The sequence below is a fragment of the Streptomyces sp. B93 genome, from assembly GCF_018070565.1.
Lineage (GTDB): Bacteria > Actinomycetota > Actinomycetes > Streptomycetales > Streptomycetaceae > Streptomyces.
Genome location: NZ_JAGPXL010000014.1, coordinates 47659 through 65077, shown reverse-complemented (window position 1 = coordinate 65077; position 17419 = coordinate 47659). Strand labels below are relative to the sequence as shown.

At 70.2% G+C, this 17419-nt stretch carries 18 protein-coding genes and 1 tRNA gene; 14 read left to right on the top strand and 5 right to left on the bottom strand.

What is annotated here, in order from left to right:
• Positions 1-25: 25 nt before the first annotated feature.
• Complete coding sequence (locus KBY47_RS16255; protein ID WP_210921835.1) at positions 26-1624, bottom strand: beta-N-acetylhexosaminidase; 1599 nt, start codon at positions 1622-1624, stop codon at positions 26-28.
• A gap of 97 nt (positions 1625-1721) precedes the next feature.
• Between KBY47_RS16255 and KBY47_RS16250 the strand changes: the two genes are divergently transcribed.
• The 3 genes from KBY47_RS16250 (at position 1722) to glmS (ending at position 4826) form a co-directional block, all read left to right on the top strand.
• Complete coding sequence (locus KBY47_RS16250) at positions 1722-2600, top strand: DUF4429 domain-containing protein (RefSeq protein ID WP_210921834.1); 879 nt, start codon at positions 1722-1724, stop codon at positions 2598-2600.
• A gap of 121 nt (positions 2601-2721) precedes the next feature.
• Positions 2722-2979: a hypothetical protein gene (locus KBY47_RS16245; RefSeq protein WP_210921833.1), complete on the top strand. Its 258-nt coding sequence runs from the start codon at positions 2722-2724 to the stop codon at positions 2977-2979.
• Positions 2980-3008: 29 nt separating this feature from the next.
• Complete coding sequence (gene glmS, locus KBY47_RS16240; protein ID WP_210921832.1) at positions 3009-4826, top strand: glutamine--fructose-6-phosphate transaminase (isomerizing); 1818 nt, start codon at positions 3009-3011, stop codon at positions 4824-4826.
• Positions 4827-5020: 194 nt separating this feature from the next.
• On the opposite strand, the gene KBY47_RS16235 is transcribed toward glmS, so the two are convergent.
• Together KBY47_RS16235 and KBY47_RS16230 are read right to left on the bottom strand one after the other, a co-directional pair.
• Entirely contained in the window at positions 5021-5584 is a 564-nt protein-coding gene (locus KBY47_RS16235; RefSeq protein ID WP_210921831.1) for a GPR1/FUN34/YaaH family transporter, read from the bottom strand.
• A 198-nt stretch (positions 5585-5782) separates the two neighbouring features.
• Positions 5783-6310, bottom strand: a complete 528-nt coding sequence (locus KBY47_RS16230; RefSeq protein WP_210921830.1) for a universal stress protein — start codon at positions 6308-6310, stop codon at positions 5783-5785.
• A 327-nt stretch (positions 6311-6637) separates the two neighbouring features.
• Between KBY47_RS16230 and KBY47_RS16225 the strand changes: the two genes are divergently transcribed.
• From KBY47_RS16225 to KBY47_RS16200, 6 genes are all read left to right on the top strand, one after another.
• The gene (locus KBY47_RS16225) at positions 6638-6934 is read left to right on the top strand and encodes a hypothetical protein (protein ID WP_210921829.1); all 297 of its coding nucleotides are present in this window, start codon (positions 6638-6640) and stop codon (positions 6932-6934) included.
• Between the two features lie 405 nt (positions 6935-7339).
• Positions 7340-8560, top strand: a complete 1221-nt coding sequence (locus KBY47_RS16220; RefSeq protein WP_210921828.1) for a helix-turn-helix domain-containing protein — start codon at positions 7340-7342, stop codon at positions 8558-8560.
• 121 nt (positions 8561-8681) lie between these two features.
• Entirely contained in the window at positions 8682-9284 is a 603-nt protein-coding gene (gene orn, locus KBY47_RS16215) for an oligoribonuclease (protein ID WP_210921827.1), read from the top strand.
• 111 nt (positions 9285-9395) lie between these two features.
• Positions 9396-9468: transfer RNA gene (locus tag KBY47_RS16210), tRNA-His, on the top strand.
• A 275-nt stretch (positions 9469-9743) separates the two neighbouring features.
• A complete protein-coding gene (locus tag KBY47_RS16205; protein ID WP_210921826.1) occupies positions 9744-10193 on the top strand; it encodes a PASTA domain-containing protein in 450 nt (149 codons plus the stop codon).
• 450 nt (positions 10194-10643) lie between these two features.
• Positions 10644-11306 (top strand): HAD family hydrolase, encoded by a 663-nt coding sequence (locus KBY47_RS16200; RefSeq protein ID WP_210921825.1) that lies wholly within the window; start codon positions 10644-10646, stop codon positions 11304-11306.
• Here the strand turns inward: KBY47_RS16200 and KBY47_RS16195 are convergent.
• Complete coding sequence (locus KBY47_RS16195; protein ID WP_210921824.1) at positions 11287-12513, bottom strand: helix-turn-helix transcriptional regulator; 1227 nt, start codon at positions 12511-12513, stop codon at positions 11287-11289. The genes KBY47_RS16200 and KBY47_RS16195 overlap by 20 nt on opposite strands.
• 192 nt (positions 12514-12705) lie before the next feature.
• On the opposite strand from KBY47_RS16195, the gene KBY47_RS16190 reads away from it, so the two are divergent.
• The 4 genes from KBY47_RS16190 to KBY47_RS16175 all read left to right on the top strand — a co-directional run bounded on the left by KBY47_RS16190 (position 12706) and on the right by KBY47_RS16175 (position 14177).
• A complete protein-coding gene (locus KBY47_RS16190; RefSeq protein WP_210921823.1) occupies positions 12706-13107 on the top strand; it encodes a hypothetical protein in 402 nt (133 codons plus the stop codon).
• A 17-nt stretch (positions 13108-13124) separates the two neighbouring features.
• Positions 13125-13451 (top strand): DUF6415 family natural product biosynthesis protein, encoded by a 327-nt coding sequence (locus KBY47_RS16185; protein WP_210921822.1) that lies wholly within the window; start codon positions 13125-13127, stop codon positions 13449-13451.
• Positions 13451-13642, top strand: a complete 192-nt coding sequence (locus tag KBY47_RS16180) for a hypothetical protein (RefSeq protein ID WP_210921821.1) — start codon at positions 13451-13453, stop codon at positions 13640-13642. The genes KBY47_RS16185 and KBY47_RS16180 overlap by 1 nt, the downstream gene beginning before the upstream one ends.
• A 196-nt stretch (positions 13643-13838) precedes the next feature.
• A complete protein-coding gene (locus tag KBY47_RS16175; RefSeq protein WP_210921820.1) occupies positions 13839-14177 on the top strand; it encodes a hypothetical protein in 339 nt (112 codons plus the stop codon).
• Positions 14178-14714: 537 nt separating this feature from the next.
• Here the strand turns inward: KBY47_RS16175 and KBY47_RS16170 are convergent.
• Positions 14715-15770 carry a LacI family DNA-binding transcriptional regulator gene (locus KBY47_RS16170; protein WP_210921819.1) on the bottom strand — a complete coding sequence of 352 codons (1056 nt, stop codon included), beginning with the start codon at positions 15768-15770 and terminating at the stop codon, positions 14715-14717.
• Between the two features lie 324 nt (positions 15771-16094).
• Between KBY47_RS16170 and KBY47_RS16165 the strand changes: the two genes are divergently transcribed.
• Positions 16095-17414 (top strand): extracellular solute-binding protein, encoded by a 1320-nt coding sequence (locus tag KBY47_RS16165; protein ID WP_210921818.1) that lies wholly within the window; start codon positions 16095-16097, stop codon positions 17412-17414.
• Positions 17415-17419: the final 5 nt, after the last annotated feature.

Sequence of the window (17419 nt, the reverse complement as noted above, 5' to 3'; positions counted from 1 at the left end):
CTCCGGGGCACCCGTCAGCTCCTTCCTACGCGCTCGGCCAGGGCACCTCCGGCGCCCGGTAGTAGTCCACGCCCAGCGCCTCCCACCGCGGGCCCTGTGCCGCGAGCCGGCTCCGGTAGTCGTCCCAGTCGTGGGTGGACGCCGGGGACCAGCCCAGCTCGGCGACGCCGGGCAGCCGGGGGAAGGCCATGTACTCGATGTGCGCGGAGGTTTCGAGGGTCTCCGACCACAGCGGCGCCTCCACGCCCCGGACCGCCGACGCGGGCGCGCCCGGCAGATAGGCGCCCGGGTCCCAGTCGTAGGACCGCCGTACGTCGACGTAGCCCGCCCAGGACAGCCCGAGCGGGGTCCGGGCGTCGTACTTCATGTCGAGGTAGATCCGGTCGGCCGGGGAGAGGACGAGCCCGGTGCCGTTGCGGGCGGCCGCCGCGACCTGTTCCTTCTCCGCGGCGGCGGTGCCGTCCAGGCCCCAGTACTGGGCGAGGGCGCCCGGCGCGGGGGTGGCGCCGGTCAGCTGGTGCCAGCCGACGACCGTCTTGCCGTACCCGGCGACGATCGGCTGCACCCGCTCCATGAACCTGACGTAGTCCTCGTGGCTGGTGGAGTGCGCCTCGTCGCCGCCGATGTGGAGGTAGCGGCCGGGGGTGAGGGCGGCCAGTTCCCGGACGACGTCGTCGACGAAGTCGTAGGTGATCTCCTTGTCGACGCAGAGCGAGCTGAAGCCGACCGCGGTGCCGGTGTAGAGCGGGGGTGCCACTCCGTCGCAGTTCAGCTCCGCGTAGGAGGCGAGGGCGGCGTTGGTGTGGCCCGGCATGTCTATCTCCGGGACGACCTCCAGGTAGCGGGAGGCGGCGTGGCGGACGATCTCCCGGTAGTCGTCCTTGGTGTAGAAGCCGCCGGGGCCGCCGCCGACCTGGGTGGAGCCGCCGTAGGTCGCGAGGCGGGGCCAGGAGTCGATGGCGATGCGCCAGCCCTGGTCGTCGCTGAGGTGCAGATGCAGCTTGTTGATCTTGTAGAGGGCGAGCTGGTCGATGTACCGCTTCACCTGGTCGACGGTGAAGAAGTGCCGGGAGACATCGAGCATGGCACCGCGCCAGCCGTAGCGCGGGGAGTCCTGGACGGTGCCGCCGGGCACTAGCCACGGTCCGGGCTGTACGGTGTCCCGCTCGACGGCGGCGGGCAGCAGCTGCCTGAGGGTCTGGACGCCGTGGAAGAGCCCGGCGGGTTTCGCCGCGGTGACGGTGACGCCGCCGCGACCGCTGTCGAGGCGGTACCCCTCGGCGCCGTAGGGGCCCTTGGCCAGCCGCAGCCGGATGCCGTCCGCGCCGCCGCCCTTGGTGACGGGCAGCGGATACCCGGTGGACGGCCGGAGCACCCCCGCGAGGTAGTCCCCGATGCGGCGGACCTCGGCCGGACCGTCGACGCGGATGCGGGTGCGGTCGGTGACGCGGTACGGCGATCCGCCCGCCTCGGCCGAGACGGGGGCCGGGATCACCCGGTCGAGGGGTGCGGCGCGGGGTCCCTCCGCGGGCGCGGCGGCGGTGGCGAAGGCACCGGCCGAGGCGACGAGCAGCAGGGAGACGAGAAGGCGAAGCGTTCTGTGGTGCGGTCGGAGCGGTCTCACAAACGATCCCTTCCTGAACCTGAGCCTGACTCTGAACCTGGGGAGTTCCAAAAGGTCTGGACCACTGTCTCGCGAAACCGGTGAAACAATCCCCCTCATGGCGGAAATCTTCCAGAAGGACGGCTCCTGGGCCTTCGACGGCGACGCCCTGCGGCTGACCCCCGGACGCGACAAGAGCGTCAGCCTGTTCCGCAAGACCCTGGGCGAACTCGTCGTCCCGCTGGGCGCGTTGGCGGGCATCTCCTTCGAGCACGGCCGCCGGACCGGACGGCTGCGGCTGAGGCTGAGGGACGGCGCCGACCCCCTGCTGCACGCCACCGGCGGTCGTCTCGGCGAGCCCCACGACCCCTACCAGCTCACGGTGGACTCGGACCGCTTCGGTGTCGCCGAGTACTTCGTGGACGAGGTCCGCAACGCCCTGCTGCTGGACCAGGTCCCCTCCGATCCGGTCGACGAGTACCTGCTGCCCGGCCCGCCAGTCCCGCTGTCGGCGTCCGCCGGGGACGGCACGGTGAGCTTCGACGGCGAGCAGATACGGCTGGAGTGGAACTGGAAGACCGAGGACGCCAAGTCCGCCGCCGGGCCGCGCACCCTGGCCGTCGGCGACATCGTCGCGGTGGAGTGGCACCCGGCGGTCGGCCTGGAGAACGGCTACCTCCGCTTCACCGTCCGGAACTCCCCCACCACCGCCCCGCCCAAGTACGACCCGCACGCCGTCGACCTGTGGGGCTTCAAGAAGGACCCGCTGATGGCCCTGGTCGCCGCCGCCGTCCAGGCCCGCCTCCCGCACCCGGCGGCCCCCGCCGAGGCCCGGCGGACGGAGCCCGAGGCGCCCCGCGCCCTGCCCTCCGCCGCCGAGGACGACCACGACGCCCTGCTGCGCCGGTTGCGGGAGCTGGGTGAGCTGCACCGCACGGGCGTGCTGACGGACGAGGAGTTCAGCCTGGCCAAGCAGGCGATCCTGAAGCGGATGTAGGCCTTCCCCATGGAGCGGATGTAGACCTCCCCCTGAAGCGGATGTAGACCTCCCCGCGCCACCTGCCCGGAATCGGGCAGGATTCTTGCGAAACCGTGGCGCATACTCCAGGATCTACCGGGTGCACGACGAACTCGTAGATCATCTGACGCGGTCCACGCCCCTGAGCCGGGGCGAGGCACTGCGGGTGATCCAGGACGTGCTCGCCTACTTCGACGAGACGACCGAGGACTACGTCCGTCGCCGCCACCGCGAGTTGCAGGCCCAGGGCCTGGTCAACGCGACGATCTTCGAACGGATCGAGGCGGACCTCAAATACCGCGCCGTGGCACCGCCGGAGCTGACCCTCAGGCAACTGCGGCGCATCGTCTACGGCTGAACACCGAGCTAGCTGAGGAACACCCATACATGTGCGGAATCGTCGGATACATCGGGAAGCGTGACGTCGCCCCCCTCCTGCTGGAGGGCCTCCAGCGCCTGGAGTACCGCGGCTACGACTCGGCGGGCATCGTCGTCACCTCCCCCAAGGCCGCCGGTCTGAAGATGGTCAAGGCCAAGGGCCGGGTGCGCGACCTGGAGGCCAAGGTCCCCGCCCGCTTCAAGGGCACCACCGGGATCGCCCACACCCGCTGGGCCACCCACGGCGCCCCCTCCGACGTCAACGCCCACCCGCACCTGGACGCCGGGGGCAAGGTCGCCGTCGTCCACAACGGCATCATCGACAACGCCTCCGACCTGCGCCGCAAACTGGAGGCGGACGGCGTCGAGTTCCTCTCCGAGACCGACACCGAGGTCCTCGTCCACCTCATCGCCCGCTCCCAGGCCGAGAAGCTGGAGGACAAGGTCCGCGAGACGCTGCGCGTCATCGAGGGCACCTACGGCATCGCCGTGATGCACGCCGACTTCCCGGACCGCATCGTCGTCGCCCGCAACGGCTCCCCGGTCGTCCTCGGCATCGGTGAGAAGGAGATGTTCGTCGCCTCCGACATCGCCGCCCTGGTCACCCACACCCGGCAGATAGTGACCCTCGACGACGGCGAGATGGCCACCCTCAAGGCCGACGACTTCCGCACCTACACGACGGAGGGCACCCGCACGACGGCGGAGCCCACGACCGTCGAGTGGGAGGCCGCCTCCTACGACATGGGCGGCCACGACACCTACATGCACAAGGAGATCCACGAGCAGGCCGAGGCCGTCGACCGCGTCCTGCGCGGCCGCATCGACGACCGCTTCTCCACCGTGCACCTCGGCGGCCTCAACCTGGACGCCCGCGAGGCCCGCCGCATCCGCCGCGTCAAGATCCTCGGCTGCGGCACCTCGTACCACGCGGGCCTGATCGGCGCCCAGATGATCGAGGAGCTGGCCCGCATCCCCGCGGACGCCGAGCCCGCCTCGGAGTTCCGCTACCGCAACGCGGTCGTCGACCCCGACACCCTCTACATCGCCGTGTCGCAGTCCGGCGAGACGTACGACGTCCTCGCGGCCGTCCAGGAGCTGAAGCGCAAGGGCGCGCGGGTGCTCGGCATCGTCAACGTGGTCGGCTCGGCGATCGCCCGCGAGGCGGACGGCGGCATCTACGTACACGCGGGGCCCGAGGTCTGCGTGGTCTCGACCAAGTGCTTCACCAACACCACGGTCGCCTTCGCCCTGCTCGCCCTGCACCTCGGCCGCACCCGCGACCTCTCGGTCCGCGACGGCAAGCGGATCATCGCGGGACTGCGCAAGCTGCCCGCCCAGATCGCCGAGATCATGGAGCAGGAGGCGGAGATCGAGAAGCTGGCCAAGGCCTACGCCGACGCCCGCTCGATGCTCTTCATCGGCCGGGTCCGCGGCTACCCCGTCGCCCGCGAGGCCTCGCTGAAGCTGAAGGAGGTCTCCTACATCCACGCCGAGGCCTACCCGGCCTCCGAGCTGAAGCACGGCCCGCTGGCCCTGATCGAGCCCGCCCTGCCGACCGTCGCCATCGTCCCCGACGACGACCTGCTGGAGAAGAACCGCGCCGCGATGGAGGAGATCAAGGCCCGCAGCGGCAAGATCCTGGCGGTCGCCCACCAGCACCAGGAGAAGGCCGACCAGACCCTGATCGTCCCCAAGAACGAGGACGAACTCGACCCCATCCTGATGGGCATCCCCCTCCAACTCCTCGCTTACCACACCGCCTTGGCCCTCGGCAGGGACATCGACAAGCCCAGGAACCTCGCCAAGTCGGTCACGGTCGAGTAGTCCCCCCCCTAAAGGACGCGGGGCACGCGGAACACCCGGGTCACACAGCCGACTCAGGGGCGCGGGGAACTGCGCGACCAGCCCCCCACGACCCGCACCGGCCGCACAACAGAACGGGCCCCCACGCGCTGCCACCAGGCACAGGGGGCCCGCTCCACTCGGCCGGGACCAAAACCTCCGCCCAGCCAGCGCAGCTAACCGGTGGCCGTCACTCCCCGGCCCGCAGCGCGTCGAGGAAGCCCCGTCGGCCAGTGCGCCAGCACCGCCGTCGCCGCGTACCAGGCCACCGCCCCCGCCGCGACGGTGAACCACCCGCCGACCTTGGCCAGCCCCTCGCTCTCCCCGAACCGGGCGATCGCCAGCAACAGCAACCCCACGAAGAACAGCCCGTACGCGCCCTGCCCGAGCTGGTCGCCCCCCGCCAGGGTGAGCGACAGCACCACGAGGGCGAACAGCAGCAGGAACAGCCCGGCCGCGTTGGCGGACGCCGCCGCGTCGGCGGAGACGGCCCAGGTGAACCAGAGCGCGCCCAGCGCGGCGAACGCCGTCCCGTTCGCGGCGTCGTGCTCACGGAAGGCCAGCAGTCCGGCGACGAACAGGGCGACGCCGCCCACGTACTGAGCGACCGTCAGGGTGTCGGCGGTCGTCACCCCGTCGATGACGGCGGTGTGGGCGAGACCGACGGCCAGCAGGGTGACGGCCAGCGCGAGTCGGCCGACGACGGTGGTGGTGTTTCCCGCAGAGACTCCGTTGTCCACGGCGGGCTCCCTTCATGCATGTGCAGTTGTGCGGTGAGCGATATATGCCCTTCACAAAGGCACAAACACCTCTACGCACGAGTAGATTCACGCGGGGGAGAACCGGAGAAGCGCTGCCCGGAACGGGAGTTGAAAGAACGGGAGTTGAAAGAAGGACGGCCCCTGCCCACGGGGCATCTCACCTGGGCCAACAGGACGTCACGGAATCACAACGACCGGCCGCTGCGCCCGCTTGGCGAGCCGCCCGGCCACCGAGCCGAAGATCCGGCCCACGATGCCGTGCGTGGAGCCGACGACGATCGCGTCCGCCTCGTACTCCCGCCCCACCTCTTCGAGTTCGTGACAGATGTCACCGCCGCGCTCGACCAGGATCCAGGGCACCTCGGCGAGGTAGTCCGCACAGGCCAGCTCGAGACCGAGGACCTCGGTGCGGTGGTCCGGCACGTCCACGAAGACCGGGGGCTCGCAGCCCGCCCAGACCGTGGTGGGCAGCCGGTTGGCGACATGCACGATGATCAGGCCGGAGCCGGACCGCCGGGCCATGCCGATCGCGTAGGCGAGCGCACGCTCACTGGAGGTCGAGCCGTCGAAGCCGACGACGACCCCGTGCTTGAAGGCGGGATCGCAGGACTGGCGTGGCTCTTCCGCCGCCAGGGGATCGGCCGCCGTGGGTTCGGCGAGCGGTCGCTTGCGGTCCGCGGGTTCGAAGAATTCGTGACCGGCCATGGCTGTCTCGGCGTTTTGATCCTTGTGTGGGTGGGACGACCGTGTGCGGCGGAGCTGTGTCCGGGAATCATCTTCCCAACCCCATACCCCCAAGGGTACGGCGGCACGCCTCCTTCGCCCAGATCCCGCGCACGGGCCGCGGCGGGTTCCCCGGAGCATGCACGAGGGGACGCCCGTAACGCAATGGTTGCTGCCCCGTACAGGCGGTTTGCACAGAATTCAATCAACGCCGCTTCCGTATTCAACCAACGCGGCTTCCGGTACACACAGTGACCGACCCCCCGACCGGCCGTTGAACCCCACGACCGCCGCCCCAGGGAGCCCGCGATGCGTTCAGCCCGCCCCACACCCGACACCACCTCCGGCGTCATCGGCTGGGCGGCCTTCGCCTGCGTCCTCGTCCCGGTGGTCCTGGTGGCGTTCGGCACCTCGCTCGCCGGTGCCGCCGGTACGGCGCTGGGGCTGGCCGCCGTCACCGCCGCCTGCCGTGTCCTGCTGCGCCGGTCCGAGCGGTGCGCGGCCCGGGAGCGGGCCGCGGAGTCCGCCGGGCCGCCGAGGGGCCGGCACCACCGCTCTCCGGCCGGTGCGCGCCGGGCCGGTCGCCACTCAGGCCACTCGGGCTAAAACACACCGGTCGGCTGACCGGTTTCCATGCATCAGCCCGTAGCTTTTCAGCCAACTTCCAGATCTCGTGCATTGCCACCCCCAACCACCCCCCAACCCCCGTTCGACCTGCATGGACAGGGTCCTGGGGGGTTCGCGCACCCTACGCTGATTGGCCACCGCGGTCAGGCGCACTTCCCTACGCGGCCCACGAGTGCAACGCTTCGTGATCGAATGCTTTACGCCAAGTTGCCAAGTCGACAATGTGCCTAGGCCCGAACTGGCCACCTGGGCACGGCGTAACGCAGTAGATTCGATCTTGACTGTCTTACGGCGGGGGACTCGTGCAGGACCGAGGGGAAACGTGTTGGAGCGACAGACCCGAAAGGATCAGGGCGCCGCGACCACCGAGGGGGGCTTAGCAGTATGAGCCACGACTCCACCGCCGCGCCGGAAGCCGCGGCCCGGAAGCTGTCCGGGCGTCGGCGCAAGGAGATCGTCGCGGTGCTGCTGTTCAGCGGCGGTCCCATCTTCGAGAGTTCCATACCGCTGTCGGTGTTCGGGATCGACCGCCAGGACGCCGGCGTACCGCGCTACCGGCTGCTCGTGTGCGCGGGCGAGGAAGGCCCGCTGCGGACCACAGGGGGCCTGGAACTCACCGCGCCGCATGGCCTGGAGGCGATCTCCCGGGCGGGCACCGTCGTCGTGCCGGCCTGGCGGTCGATCACCTCACCGCCACCGGAGGAAGCACTCGACGCGCTGCGCCGGGCCCATGAGGAAGGCGCCCGCATCGTCGGGCTGTGCACCGGCGCCTTCGTCCTGGCCGCGGCCGGCCTGCTGGACGGCCGCCCGGCCACCACCCACTGGATGTACGCCCCGACGCTGGCCAAGCGCTACCCGTCGGTGCACGTCGATCCCAGGGAACTCTTCGTCGACGACGGAGACGTCCTGACCTCCGCCGGTACGGCGGCCGGGATCGACCTCTGCCTCCACATCGTGCGCACGGACCACGGCAACGAGGCGGCGGGCGCGCTGGCCCGGCGCCTGGTGGTACCGCCGCGCCGCAGCGGCGGACAGGAGCGCTATCTCGACCGGTCTTTACCGGAGGAGATCGGCGCCGACCCGCTCGCCGAGGTCGTCGCCTGGGCACTGGAACACCTCCACGAGCAGTTCGACGTGGAGACGCTGGCGGCACGCGCGTACATGTCGCGCCGCACCTTCGACCGCCGCTTCCGCTCCCTGACGGGTTCGGCCCCGCTCCAGTGGCTGATCACCCAACGGGTGCTCCAGGCGCAGCGGCTGCTGGAGACGTCCGACTACTCGGTGGACGAGGTCGCGGGTCGCTGCGGCTTCCGCTCACCGGTGGCGCTGCGCGGTCACTTCCGCCGCCAGCTCGGCTCGTCCCCGGCGGCCTACCGCGCCGCGTACCGGGCACGCCGTCCGCACGGCGACCGGCCGATGGAGTCCGACGGTCCGGTGAGCCCTGCCCCGCAGGTCGCACCGGCCCCCGGTCCGAGCGCGCCGGTCGGCCCGCCACCCAGCCTCCATCCCGACAGCCCGCTGCCCCACCAGTCCCGCCGCCCGGCGACGGTCGGCTCAACCTCGCCGTCGCTGGCGGGCCTGCCGGGCCAGCGCAGCGGCGCGTGACCACCCGTTCACGGCGGGCTCCCGGGTTCCCGGCCCGGGGGCCCGCCGTGGGCGTTGCGGCGCGTCGAAGGTCCCCGTCGCCGGGGTCGGGTTCGAACGCCGGGGCCGTAGGGTTAGACACATGAACGATCGCATGGTGTGGATCGACTGCGAGATGACCGGCCTCTCGCTGTCCGACGACGCGCTCATCGAGGTGGCCGCCCTCGTCACCGACTCCGAGCTGAACGTGCTCGGCGACGGCGTGGACATCGTCATCCGTCCGCCGGACGCGGCGCTGGAGACGATGCCGGAGGTGGTGCGTCAGATGCACACCGCGTCCGGTCTGCTCGCCGAGCTGGAGGGCGGCACGACGCTGGCGGACGCCGAGGCGCAGGTCCTGGCGTATGTGCGCGAGCACGTCAAGGAGCCGGGCAAGGCCCCGCTGTGCGGCAACTCCGTCGGCACCGACCGCGGCTTCCTGCTGCGGGACATGCCCACCCTGGAGGACTACCTCCACTACCGGATCGTCGACGTCTCCAGCATCAAGGAGCTGGCCCGGCGCTGGTACCCGCGGGCGTACTTCAACAGCCCCGAGAAGAACGGCAACCACCGCGCCCTCGCCGACATCCGCGAGTCCATCGCGGAACTGCGCTACTACCGCGAGGCCGTCTTCGTCCCGCAGCCCGGCCCGGACTCGGAGACCGCGAAGGCGATCGCCGCCAGGCACGTCGTACCCGCCCGTTAGCCGGCCCCCGGGCCCGTGCGGGGGCCCCGGGAAAAGGCGGGCGCGAGCACCCCTTCGGACCCTGTACACTTTTTCTCGGCCGGTCGGACAGACCACGAACCACCGGTCATGGTGGGTGTAGCTCAGCTGGTAGAGCACCTGGTTGTGGTCCAGGATGCCGCGGGTTCGAGTCCCGTCACTCACCCTTACTGATCAAGGCCCGACCTGTGAGAACAGGTCGGGCCTTGGTGTTCTTGGTCACCATGGGAACGCGGCGGGAACCAATCACGGATTCCACGGCCTGTCTTCCCTGCCTGGCGAGCATCGTGGAGCGACCCCAGAAGAGCGGCGCCATCACCTTCCCCGCGCAGGCCCTCGTCACACCGCCACCCCTTCGTGTGACAGAAACCTCAAACTGCCTTCACGTCACTCACACACAGCACATGATGCTGCCCCGCTCGCCACACCCGGGGGGACACCATGCGCATCCGCACCATCGCGATCGGGCTAGCCGTCGCAGCCCTGTTCACGCTCACCGCCTGCGAAGGCACCGAGAACGGCAGCTCCAACAAGCCGGACACCACCATCGAAGAGATCAACGGCCAGAGCAAGCAGGACCCTGAGAGCACCGAGGCGCCTACTGACGACGCCCAGACCCCTGAGGCACCTGCCGACGACACCGGGGTCGACGACGGCCAACCGGAGACCGCAGCGCTGCCCAATCTCGTCGGCAAGGATCTCCAGGCCGCACAAGATGAGGCACAGGCCGCCGGGTTCTACGTCCTCGACGACCAGGACGCCAGCGGCCAGAACCGCTTGCAGATCCTGGATCGCAACTGGACCGTGTGCAGCCAAGAGCCCGATCCTGGCACGCACCCCACCGACACGCTCGTCACCCTGTACGCGGTCAAGGACGACGAGACCTGCTGAACTCCTCCGACCGGCCCGGCTTTCCGCCCGGCGGCTGGAGCACATCTTCCAGCGGCTCTACGAGAACTCGCCGATTACGTTGCTAGGCACGTAGTCGATCAGCGCTGCATGATCCGATGCCAGCAGTACATCTGTGCCCACACGCCATACAAACCCCCGCCCAAGCAGGGGTTTTCGCGTTCGAGCGGGGCTTGGCTGTAAAGGCGGCGGCCTCGCGAACGATGAACCAGATGGTGCGGTCGGCGTCACAGCCCTCACCCTCACCCAGCTCACCCGCGCGGGCGTCACTCCGCCCGCTGAAACCAACGGCGACCCGGTCAACCAGACGCCGGGCAGCGCCCCGCTGGTGGCGGCATTGGATCCGCAGCGCCGTCAGTCCCCGTGATGTATGGGCCCTCACCACCTTCGGGTGGTGAGGGCCCATACATCATGCCCCGATACTCTGCCCGCATGATTCGCGCTGTGATCTTCGACGTCGGCGAATGCCTCGTAGACGAGACCACCGAGTACGGAGCCTGGGCCGACTGGCTCGGCGTACCCCGCCACACCTTCCACTCCATGTTCGGCGCCGTCATCGCCCAAGGTCGCGACTACCGCGACGTATTCCAGGAGTTCCGACCCGGCTTCGACCTCTACGCCGAGCGCGAGGCGCGCGCGGCGGCCGGGCAGCCGGAGACCTTTGGCGAGGATGACCTGTACCCAGACGTCCGCGACGCGCTCAAGGCTCTGCGCGCAGACGGCCTGTGGCTTGGCATCGCCGGAAACCAGACCGTGCGCGCCGGGCGGATCCTCCGCGAGCTGTTCACCCCGGACGTCGACCTCATCGGCACCTCGGACGACTGGGGCGCCTCGAAGCCGGACCGTGCATTCTTCGACCGCGTCGCCGAGGTCGTCCCGGCCGAGCCCGACGAGATGCTGTACGTCGGCGACCGCGTCGACAACGACATCGCCCCCGCCCGTCGCGCGGGCATGCACACCGCGCTGGTACGCCGGGGGCCGTGGGCGACGATCCAGTGGCGCAGCGAGCAGGCACAGAAGCTCCCCACCCTCCGGATTGAGTCGCTGCTGGAGCTGTCACCGCAGATCGCTCAGTTCAACGGGCAAGAGCGCTGACCGTCGTCGACCAGCCATACAGCCGGTCGTCCAGCTCCCGTACGCACCTCTCGTGCTGGTGCGGCGCCAGGGCGCGCCGCACCTCCCGCACCCGGTCCATGCCGGTCGCGTACCAGGTCCGCTCGAGCTGATCGAGCGCGCGCACGGCGTACCCGCAGGCCGCCCCGGGGTCACCGGCTGCCACCTCGACGGCGGCCAGGTCACCGAGGACGACCGTGCTCTGCTTCTCCTCGGCCGGGCCAAGCGCGTCCAGGACCTCGAGCAGCGTGCTCCGGGCCTGCGGCAGGTGGCCTGCCTTCAGCTGGGTGTTGCCCTTGAAGGCCGCGAGCCGGACGGCCGAGAACCAGTCGAGCCACGGCGGCGACTCGTGCCCGCTGCCCGACCCGAGAACCGTCTCGGCATGGCCGATCAGGTGCAGCGCAGTCCTGGTGTTGCCGCAGCGGGTCTCGCACTCTGCCTCGACAGCATCGAGCCATGCGAGCAGTTCGGCGGAGGCCGGGCCGCGGCGGGCGTAGGTCCGCGCGGCCACCATCCGCTCGGCAGCGGCGTCCCGTTCGCCAGCCCAGCCAGGGATGAACGCCGTGTGCGCGAGCACTGCAGCGCCCAGGAGTGGATCGTCCGCCTCACCCGCGGCCTGGAGGGCGCGGAGCAGGGTTTGCTGGGCGCGGTCGGCGTCGCGCAGGTCGAAGAACTCGATCCGCCCGGCCAGGAGCCACGTCTCGGCGAGCGCCGCGGCGATCCGCTGCCGGGTCTGCCCAGCGGCTTCGGGCAACAGCTCGCAACCGAGGGTGGCGTGTGCGAGCGCCGCCGGGTGCAGCGTCGCCGGGGCGACGGACCAGTACAGGCGCCGGTGTGAGCGGGTCACCGCCTCGTAGTCCTCGGCGGCGCTGGCAGGCTGCCTGGCCACCGCCTGGGTGGGGACAACGGCCAGACCGACCGCTGTGGCAGTCGCCGCGAGCACGGTGCGGCGCCCGTGGTCGGGGGCCGCTCCGCCGGGGCGGGTGAATCCGAGGGACGCCAGGTCTTGGGCGAGTAGTCGTGTGAGTCGCTGAGCCACCTCGGGCTGCGGCACCGGCGGCGCCTCGGACTCCCATCGACGGACCTGCCTCGCCCCGATGCCGAGAGCATCGGCAAGGGCCTGCTGAGAGTGGTAACCGGCCGCTACACGCGCGGCCTTGAGGCGGGTGTTCCCTGCGGGGCGTGCCACTGCTGCACCTCCAATGTCGAGCACTGCGGCAAGTGTCCCCCCAGGCCCTGACGCTGGCCACCCATCACTCCCAAGACCTACATAAAGCCCTCTTAGAGGCATAGAAGAGACCCTTTGAAGTCCTTGGAACAGGTCCTCTTGAGGGCCACCCTTGTACGCACCTGATCACGACAGGCGCCCTGAGGAGACCGTATGCCGACGACCCCTTTACCGTCCGCCGCAGCCTGCACCCTGCATGACGCTGGCCAGGACTGGGACGCCATCCGCGTACCGCGCAGCGTCGGCCTCGCCGCCATGACCATCCTCGGTTCGCACTGTGGTGCCATCGTGGAAGACCCGCTCAGCAGCGTCGTCTACTACTTCGTGCCCGTCGGCACCGCCGCGGACTGGGACGTCGTCAACACGCGTCCACTCGGCGTCGGAGCCGCGGTGACCATCCCCCCGGCTCGCCGCACCGCGGGCCCCGGGCCGCACTGGCGGATGTGGCCGGGCGAGGACCGGTGGCTGACGGACCCGGCCGCACTGCGGGCCGCCATCGACGACGCCTTCGGGCCGCGCGTCGGCGAGGACCAGAAGGCGAGCGCATCTGCATGAGAGTGGACCACCGCCCCATGGACGTGGAGACAATGCGGGCCACCGCACGCCGCCTGCTCGCCGATACCGCCGAGCCGCCCTCGCCCGAGGACCTGGAGACGCTGACGCTCCAGCTGCGGGGACACATCATGGTGGCCATACCCGAGGTGGAGGCCGCCAGGCACCGGCTGCCGAAGGACGACATCCCGGGAGCGTGCGCGCTCGCCTGCGTCGGCGAAGCCCGCCTGCGCCTCGGCACGACCCCACACAACGACACGCTGCCCGCGAGGATCGCGCACGCCCAGCGGCTCGCCCGCATCGTCAACGCTCTGTGTGACCACCACGAGAACCTGCGGCCGGACTGATGGGCGCTCCCGCCGAAGCAGCCGTGGAGCGGTCGGCGGAGTGCGCCCTGGCTACGCAGCGGCTGGAGCACCGCCGCCTGCACGCCGACTGCCGCCGGACCAAGGACATACCGCTGCCCCACGGCCGCGGGCTGCTGCTGGTGCGCCGCTGCGGCTGCGCCTGCCACCGGAAGCAAGACGCCAATACCTAAGGCTCCCATCGGTCCGCCAACCCTGGACAGGTCGAGGCCGGGGCGGGTCCGTAAGCATGTCAAGCCGCCGACTGACTTTGGTCCAGGTCGGCCCGAGCAGCAGAAGGGAGGTGTCGGCTATGACGTGGCCGCCCGTGCCGAAGCCCGACGACGACCCGCCCACCCCGCCACCGGACGACAACAACTAGGAGCGCCCATGGCCGCCAGGTACCGACCGATGACCCCCCGGCAGCTGGCCGAGGACGAACACCGCACCGACCACGAGCGGGGGCGACGGTACTGCCGGGTGCACCGCGATCAGCAGATGATCCCGACCCTGCCGGGCCTGGACGTCTGCCCCGGCTGCGGCCCCGCGAGCGAGAACCGGGAGCACCGAGTGAGCAAGAGCAAGAAGGGCGTGGACGCCGCAAAGGGGCGCCGAGACCGGGAGGACTCCAAGGAGGCCGGGGCGACCACCCCGGCGCAGCGGCAGGAGCAGGTGTCCACGAACCTCGGCTGGAAGGCCCACCGCGAAGGGCGCTTCTACGGAGACTAGCCGGCGTCTCGGCCGCTCTCCCGTCCAAAGACCAAGCAGCCGAGACGCCTGGATCCCAACCCCCAGAGAAGAGGAGGGGAGCACCATGAGGGTAGACGCCACACCGCCGAGTCCCGGGCCTGATCAGCCGGGCGGCCCGCTGCCTCCGAGGCGGCCCCGAGGCCAACAGAACCGGACTGACTGACCTCCCGTAAGGGCCTCGGCAGGCAAGCCCCAGTAATCCGGCCGGGGCCGGTCACCCCACCAGCTCCCGCGGCGCACACCGACCGCGTCTGAAAGGCGGATCAGGGTTGTCCAGCAGAGGCGAGGAACGGCCCTACTCAATGCGGCTGAAGGCGGCGATGTCGCTGCCGACGCGCTCGCAGACCTGGCGCTGGGAGAGGTTGTGGTGTTCGCGTACGCGGGGGAGCTGGTCCCCGATCTGGCCTACACTTGTCCTGATTTCGGGCGTCGCCGCAGGTCACAATGCGGCTCCGAATCAGATTCGAGGAAGAAGGTCACCGGCTGATTCGCGTTCAGGTCCCGTACGGACAGGCCCTACGAGGACGTCCGTTCCACCAGCTCCGTCGCCAGCACCATCTGCCGGGGTTCCAGGCCCCGCGACACCGCCGGGCGGCGGTCCGCTATCTCCCCGAGCAGCAGGTCGATCATCGCGCGCCCCATGTTCTCTATGGGCTGCCGGACGCTGGTGAGCGGCGGGTGCATATGGCGGGCGATCGCCGAGTCGTCGTAGCCGACGAGGGCCACGTCCTCCGGCACCCGGCGGCCGGACTCGCGCAGCACCTGGCGGGCGCCCGCCGCGGTGACGTCGGAGGCGGCGAAGACGGCGTCGATGTCGGGGCGGCGGGCGAGCAGCTCGGTCATCGCGCGTCGCCCGCCCTCCTCGGTGAAGTCGCCGGACTCGATGAGCTGCTCGTCCACCTCGTGCCCGGCGTCGCGCAGGGCGTCGCGGTAGCCGTCGATGCGCCGCTGGGCGCCGTAGACGTCGAGGCGGCCGGTGATGTGGGCGATGTGGCGGCGGCCCCGGGAGAGCAGGTGCTCAACGGCCTGGCGGGCGCCGCCGTAGTTGTCGGAGTCGACCGAGGGCAGCGTCTCGGCGGCGGAGCGCGGGCCGCTTATCACCGCGGGGATCTCCAGCTGGGAGAGCAGGTCGGGCAGCGGGTCGTCGGCGTGCACGGAGACCAGCAGGACGCCGTCGACCCGGTGGGCGGCGAGGTACTGGGCCAGGCGCTGGCGCTCCCGGTCGCTGCCCGCGAAGATCAGCAGCAGCTGCATCTCGGTGTCGGCCAGCTCGGCGCCGACGCCCTTGAGCATGTCCGAGAAGTACGGCTCGGCGAAGAACCGGGTCTCGGGCTCGGGGACGACGAGGGCGATCGCGTCGGTGCGGTTGGCGGCGAGGGCACGGGCGGCCGTGTTCGGGACGTAACCCAGCTCGGCGACCGCCGCCTCGACGGCCGCCCGGGTGGCGTCGCTCACACGCGGGGAGCCGTTGATGACCCGGGAGACCGTGCCACGGCCGACGCCCGCGCGGGCCGCCACCTCTTCCAGGGTCGGCCGGCCGCCGCTCCTGCCCCGTGATCCGTGGCTTGCCACTGGCTCCGCCCTCCCGTCGACACCACGCCTGGCCTGGAATGTAACAGTGCCGGGGCGCTCCGGTGCCGGACGGGCACCAGATGACCGACTCGGTCGTTGCAGTTAACAGGCCGATAACTGAACGCATCTCTCCGCGTCCGTTCCCTTGACACCCCCGCCCGAAGCTACGACCCTTCAACACATCACCGATGGGAGCGCTCCCACGGTACCTGACACATACACAACCCGCACGTTCCCCGCCCGAGCCGCAGCGAGAAGAACAACGGGCCCATGCAAGTAATTTTGGCCGGGGGGTCGGCACGTCAGGGCAACAGGAGGACTGCAATGCGAGCACCTACCCGAATCCGCCGTAAGGCGGTGGTTCTCGCGGCCATCGCGTCGCTGGGGGCTGGGCTGCTGGCCGGTTGTGCCGACGACGGCGAGGACAGCGAGTCGAACTCGTCGGACGGTGGCGGCGGTGGCAAGACCACCATCACGCTGGGGCTCTTCGGTACGTTCGGCTTCAAGGAGGCCGGGCTCTACGACGAGTACATGAAGCTCAACCCCGACATCAAGATCGAAGAGAACGTCGTAGAGCGGAACGAGAACTACTACCCCGCGCTGGTCAACCACCTGACCACCAACAGCGGTCTGATGGACATCCAGGGCGTCGAGGTCGGCAACATCGCCGAGGTCGTCCAGACGCAGTCCGACAAGCTGCTCGACCTGTCGAAGTACGGCAAGGAGAGCGACTACCTCGACTGGAAGTGGCAGCAGGCCACCACCGCCGAGGGCCAGACCATCGGCCTGGGCACCGACATCGGCCCGATGGCCATCTGCTACCGCACCGACCTGTTCAAGGAGGCCGGTCTGCCGACCGACCGCGAGGAGGTCTCCAAGCTGTGGGCGGGTGACTGGTCGAAGTTCGTCGACGTCGGCCGCGACTACCAGAAGAACGCCCCCAGCGGCACCACCTTCATGGACTCGCCCGGCGGTCTGATCAACGCGATCCTCAGCTCCGAGACGGAGAAGTTCTACGACTCCTCCGGCGAGGTCATCTACAAGTCCAACCCGGCCGTGAAGGCCGCGTTCGACCTGACCGCCGAGGCCGCCGAGGACGGGCTGATCGGCAACCAGACGCAGTTCCAGCCCGCCTGGGACACCACCATCGCCAACAGCAAGTTCGCGGCGATGTCCTGCCCGCCGTGGATGCTCGGCTACATCAAGGGCAAGTCGAAGCCGGAGTCGGCCGGCAAGTGGGACGTCGCCCAGGCGCCGAAGTCCGGTAACTGGGGCGGTTCCTTCCTGTCCGTGCCGAAGGCGGGCAAGAACACCGAGGAGGCCGCCAAGCTGGCCGCCTGGCTGACCGCGCCCGAGCAGCAGGCCAAGCTCTTCAAGGTGCAGGGCAGCTTCCCGAGCACCCCGGCCGCGTACACCATGCCCGAGGTCGTCGACGGCAAGAACGACATGACCGGTGACGCCCCGATCGGCGAGATCTTCGCCGAGGCCGCCAAGTCCGCCCCCGTGCAGGTGATCGGCCCGAAGGACCAGATCATCCAGCAGGGTCTGACCGACAACGGCGTCATCCTCGTCACCCAGGGCAAGTCCGCCAAGGACGCCTGGAACAACGCCGTGAAGACCATCGACAACAACCTGGACCAGTGACCGGC

Bases quoted from the DNA above. Each gene is read 5' to 3' on its own strand.
- KBY47_RS16250 (WP_210921834.1), top strand. From the start codon at position 1,722: ATGGCGGAAATCTTCCAGAAGGACGGCTCCTGGGCCTTCGACGGCGAC.
- glmS (WP_210921832.1), top strand. From the start codon at position 3,009: ATGTGCGGAATCGTCGGATACATCGGGAAGCGTGACGTCGCCCCCCTC.
- KBY47_RS16230 (WP_210921830.1), bottom strand. From the start codon at position 6,310: ATGGCCGGTCACGAATTCTTCGAACCCGCGGACCGCAAGCGACCGCTC.
- KBY47_RS16225 (WP_210921829.1), top strand. From the start codon at position 6,638: ATGCGTTCAGCCCGCCCCACACCCGACACCACCTCCGGCGTCATCGGC.
- KBY47_RS16220 (WP_210921828.1), top strand. From the start codon at position 7,340: ATGAGCCACGACTCCACCGCCGCGCCGGAAGCCGCGGCCCGGAAGCTG.
- orn (WP_210921827.1), top strand. From the start codon at position 8,682: ATGAACGATCGCATGGTGTGGATCGACTGCGAGATGACCGGCCTCTCG.
- KBY47_RS16205 (WP_210921826.1), top strand. From the start codon at position 9,744: ATGCGCATCCGCACCATCGCGATCGGGCTAGCCGTCGCAGCCCTGTTC.
- KBY47_RS16200 (WP_210921825.1), top strand. From the start codon at position 10,644: ATGATTCGCGCTGTGATCTTCGACGTCGGCGAATGCCTCGTAGACGAG.
- KBY47_RS16190 (WP_210921823.1), top strand. From the start codon at position 12,706: ATGCCGACGACCCCTTTACCGTCCGCCGCAGCCTGCACCCTGCATGAC.
- KBY47_RS16185 (WP_210921822.1), top strand. From the start codon at position 13,125: ATGGACGTGGAGACAATGCGGGCCACCGCACGCCGCCTGCTCGCCGAT.
- KBY47_RS16180 (WP_210921821.1), top strand. From the start codon at position 13,451: ATGGGCGCTCCCGCCGAAGCAGCCGTGGAGCGGTCGGCGGAGTGCGCC.
- KBY47_RS16175 (WP_210921820.1), top strand. From the start codon at position 13,839: ATGGCCGCCAGGTACCGACCGATGACCCCCCGGCAGCTGGCCGAGGAC.
- KBY47_RS16165 (WP_210921818.1), top strand. From the start codon at position 16,095: ATGCGAGCACCTACCCGAATCCGCCGTAAGGCGGTGGTTCTCGCGGCC.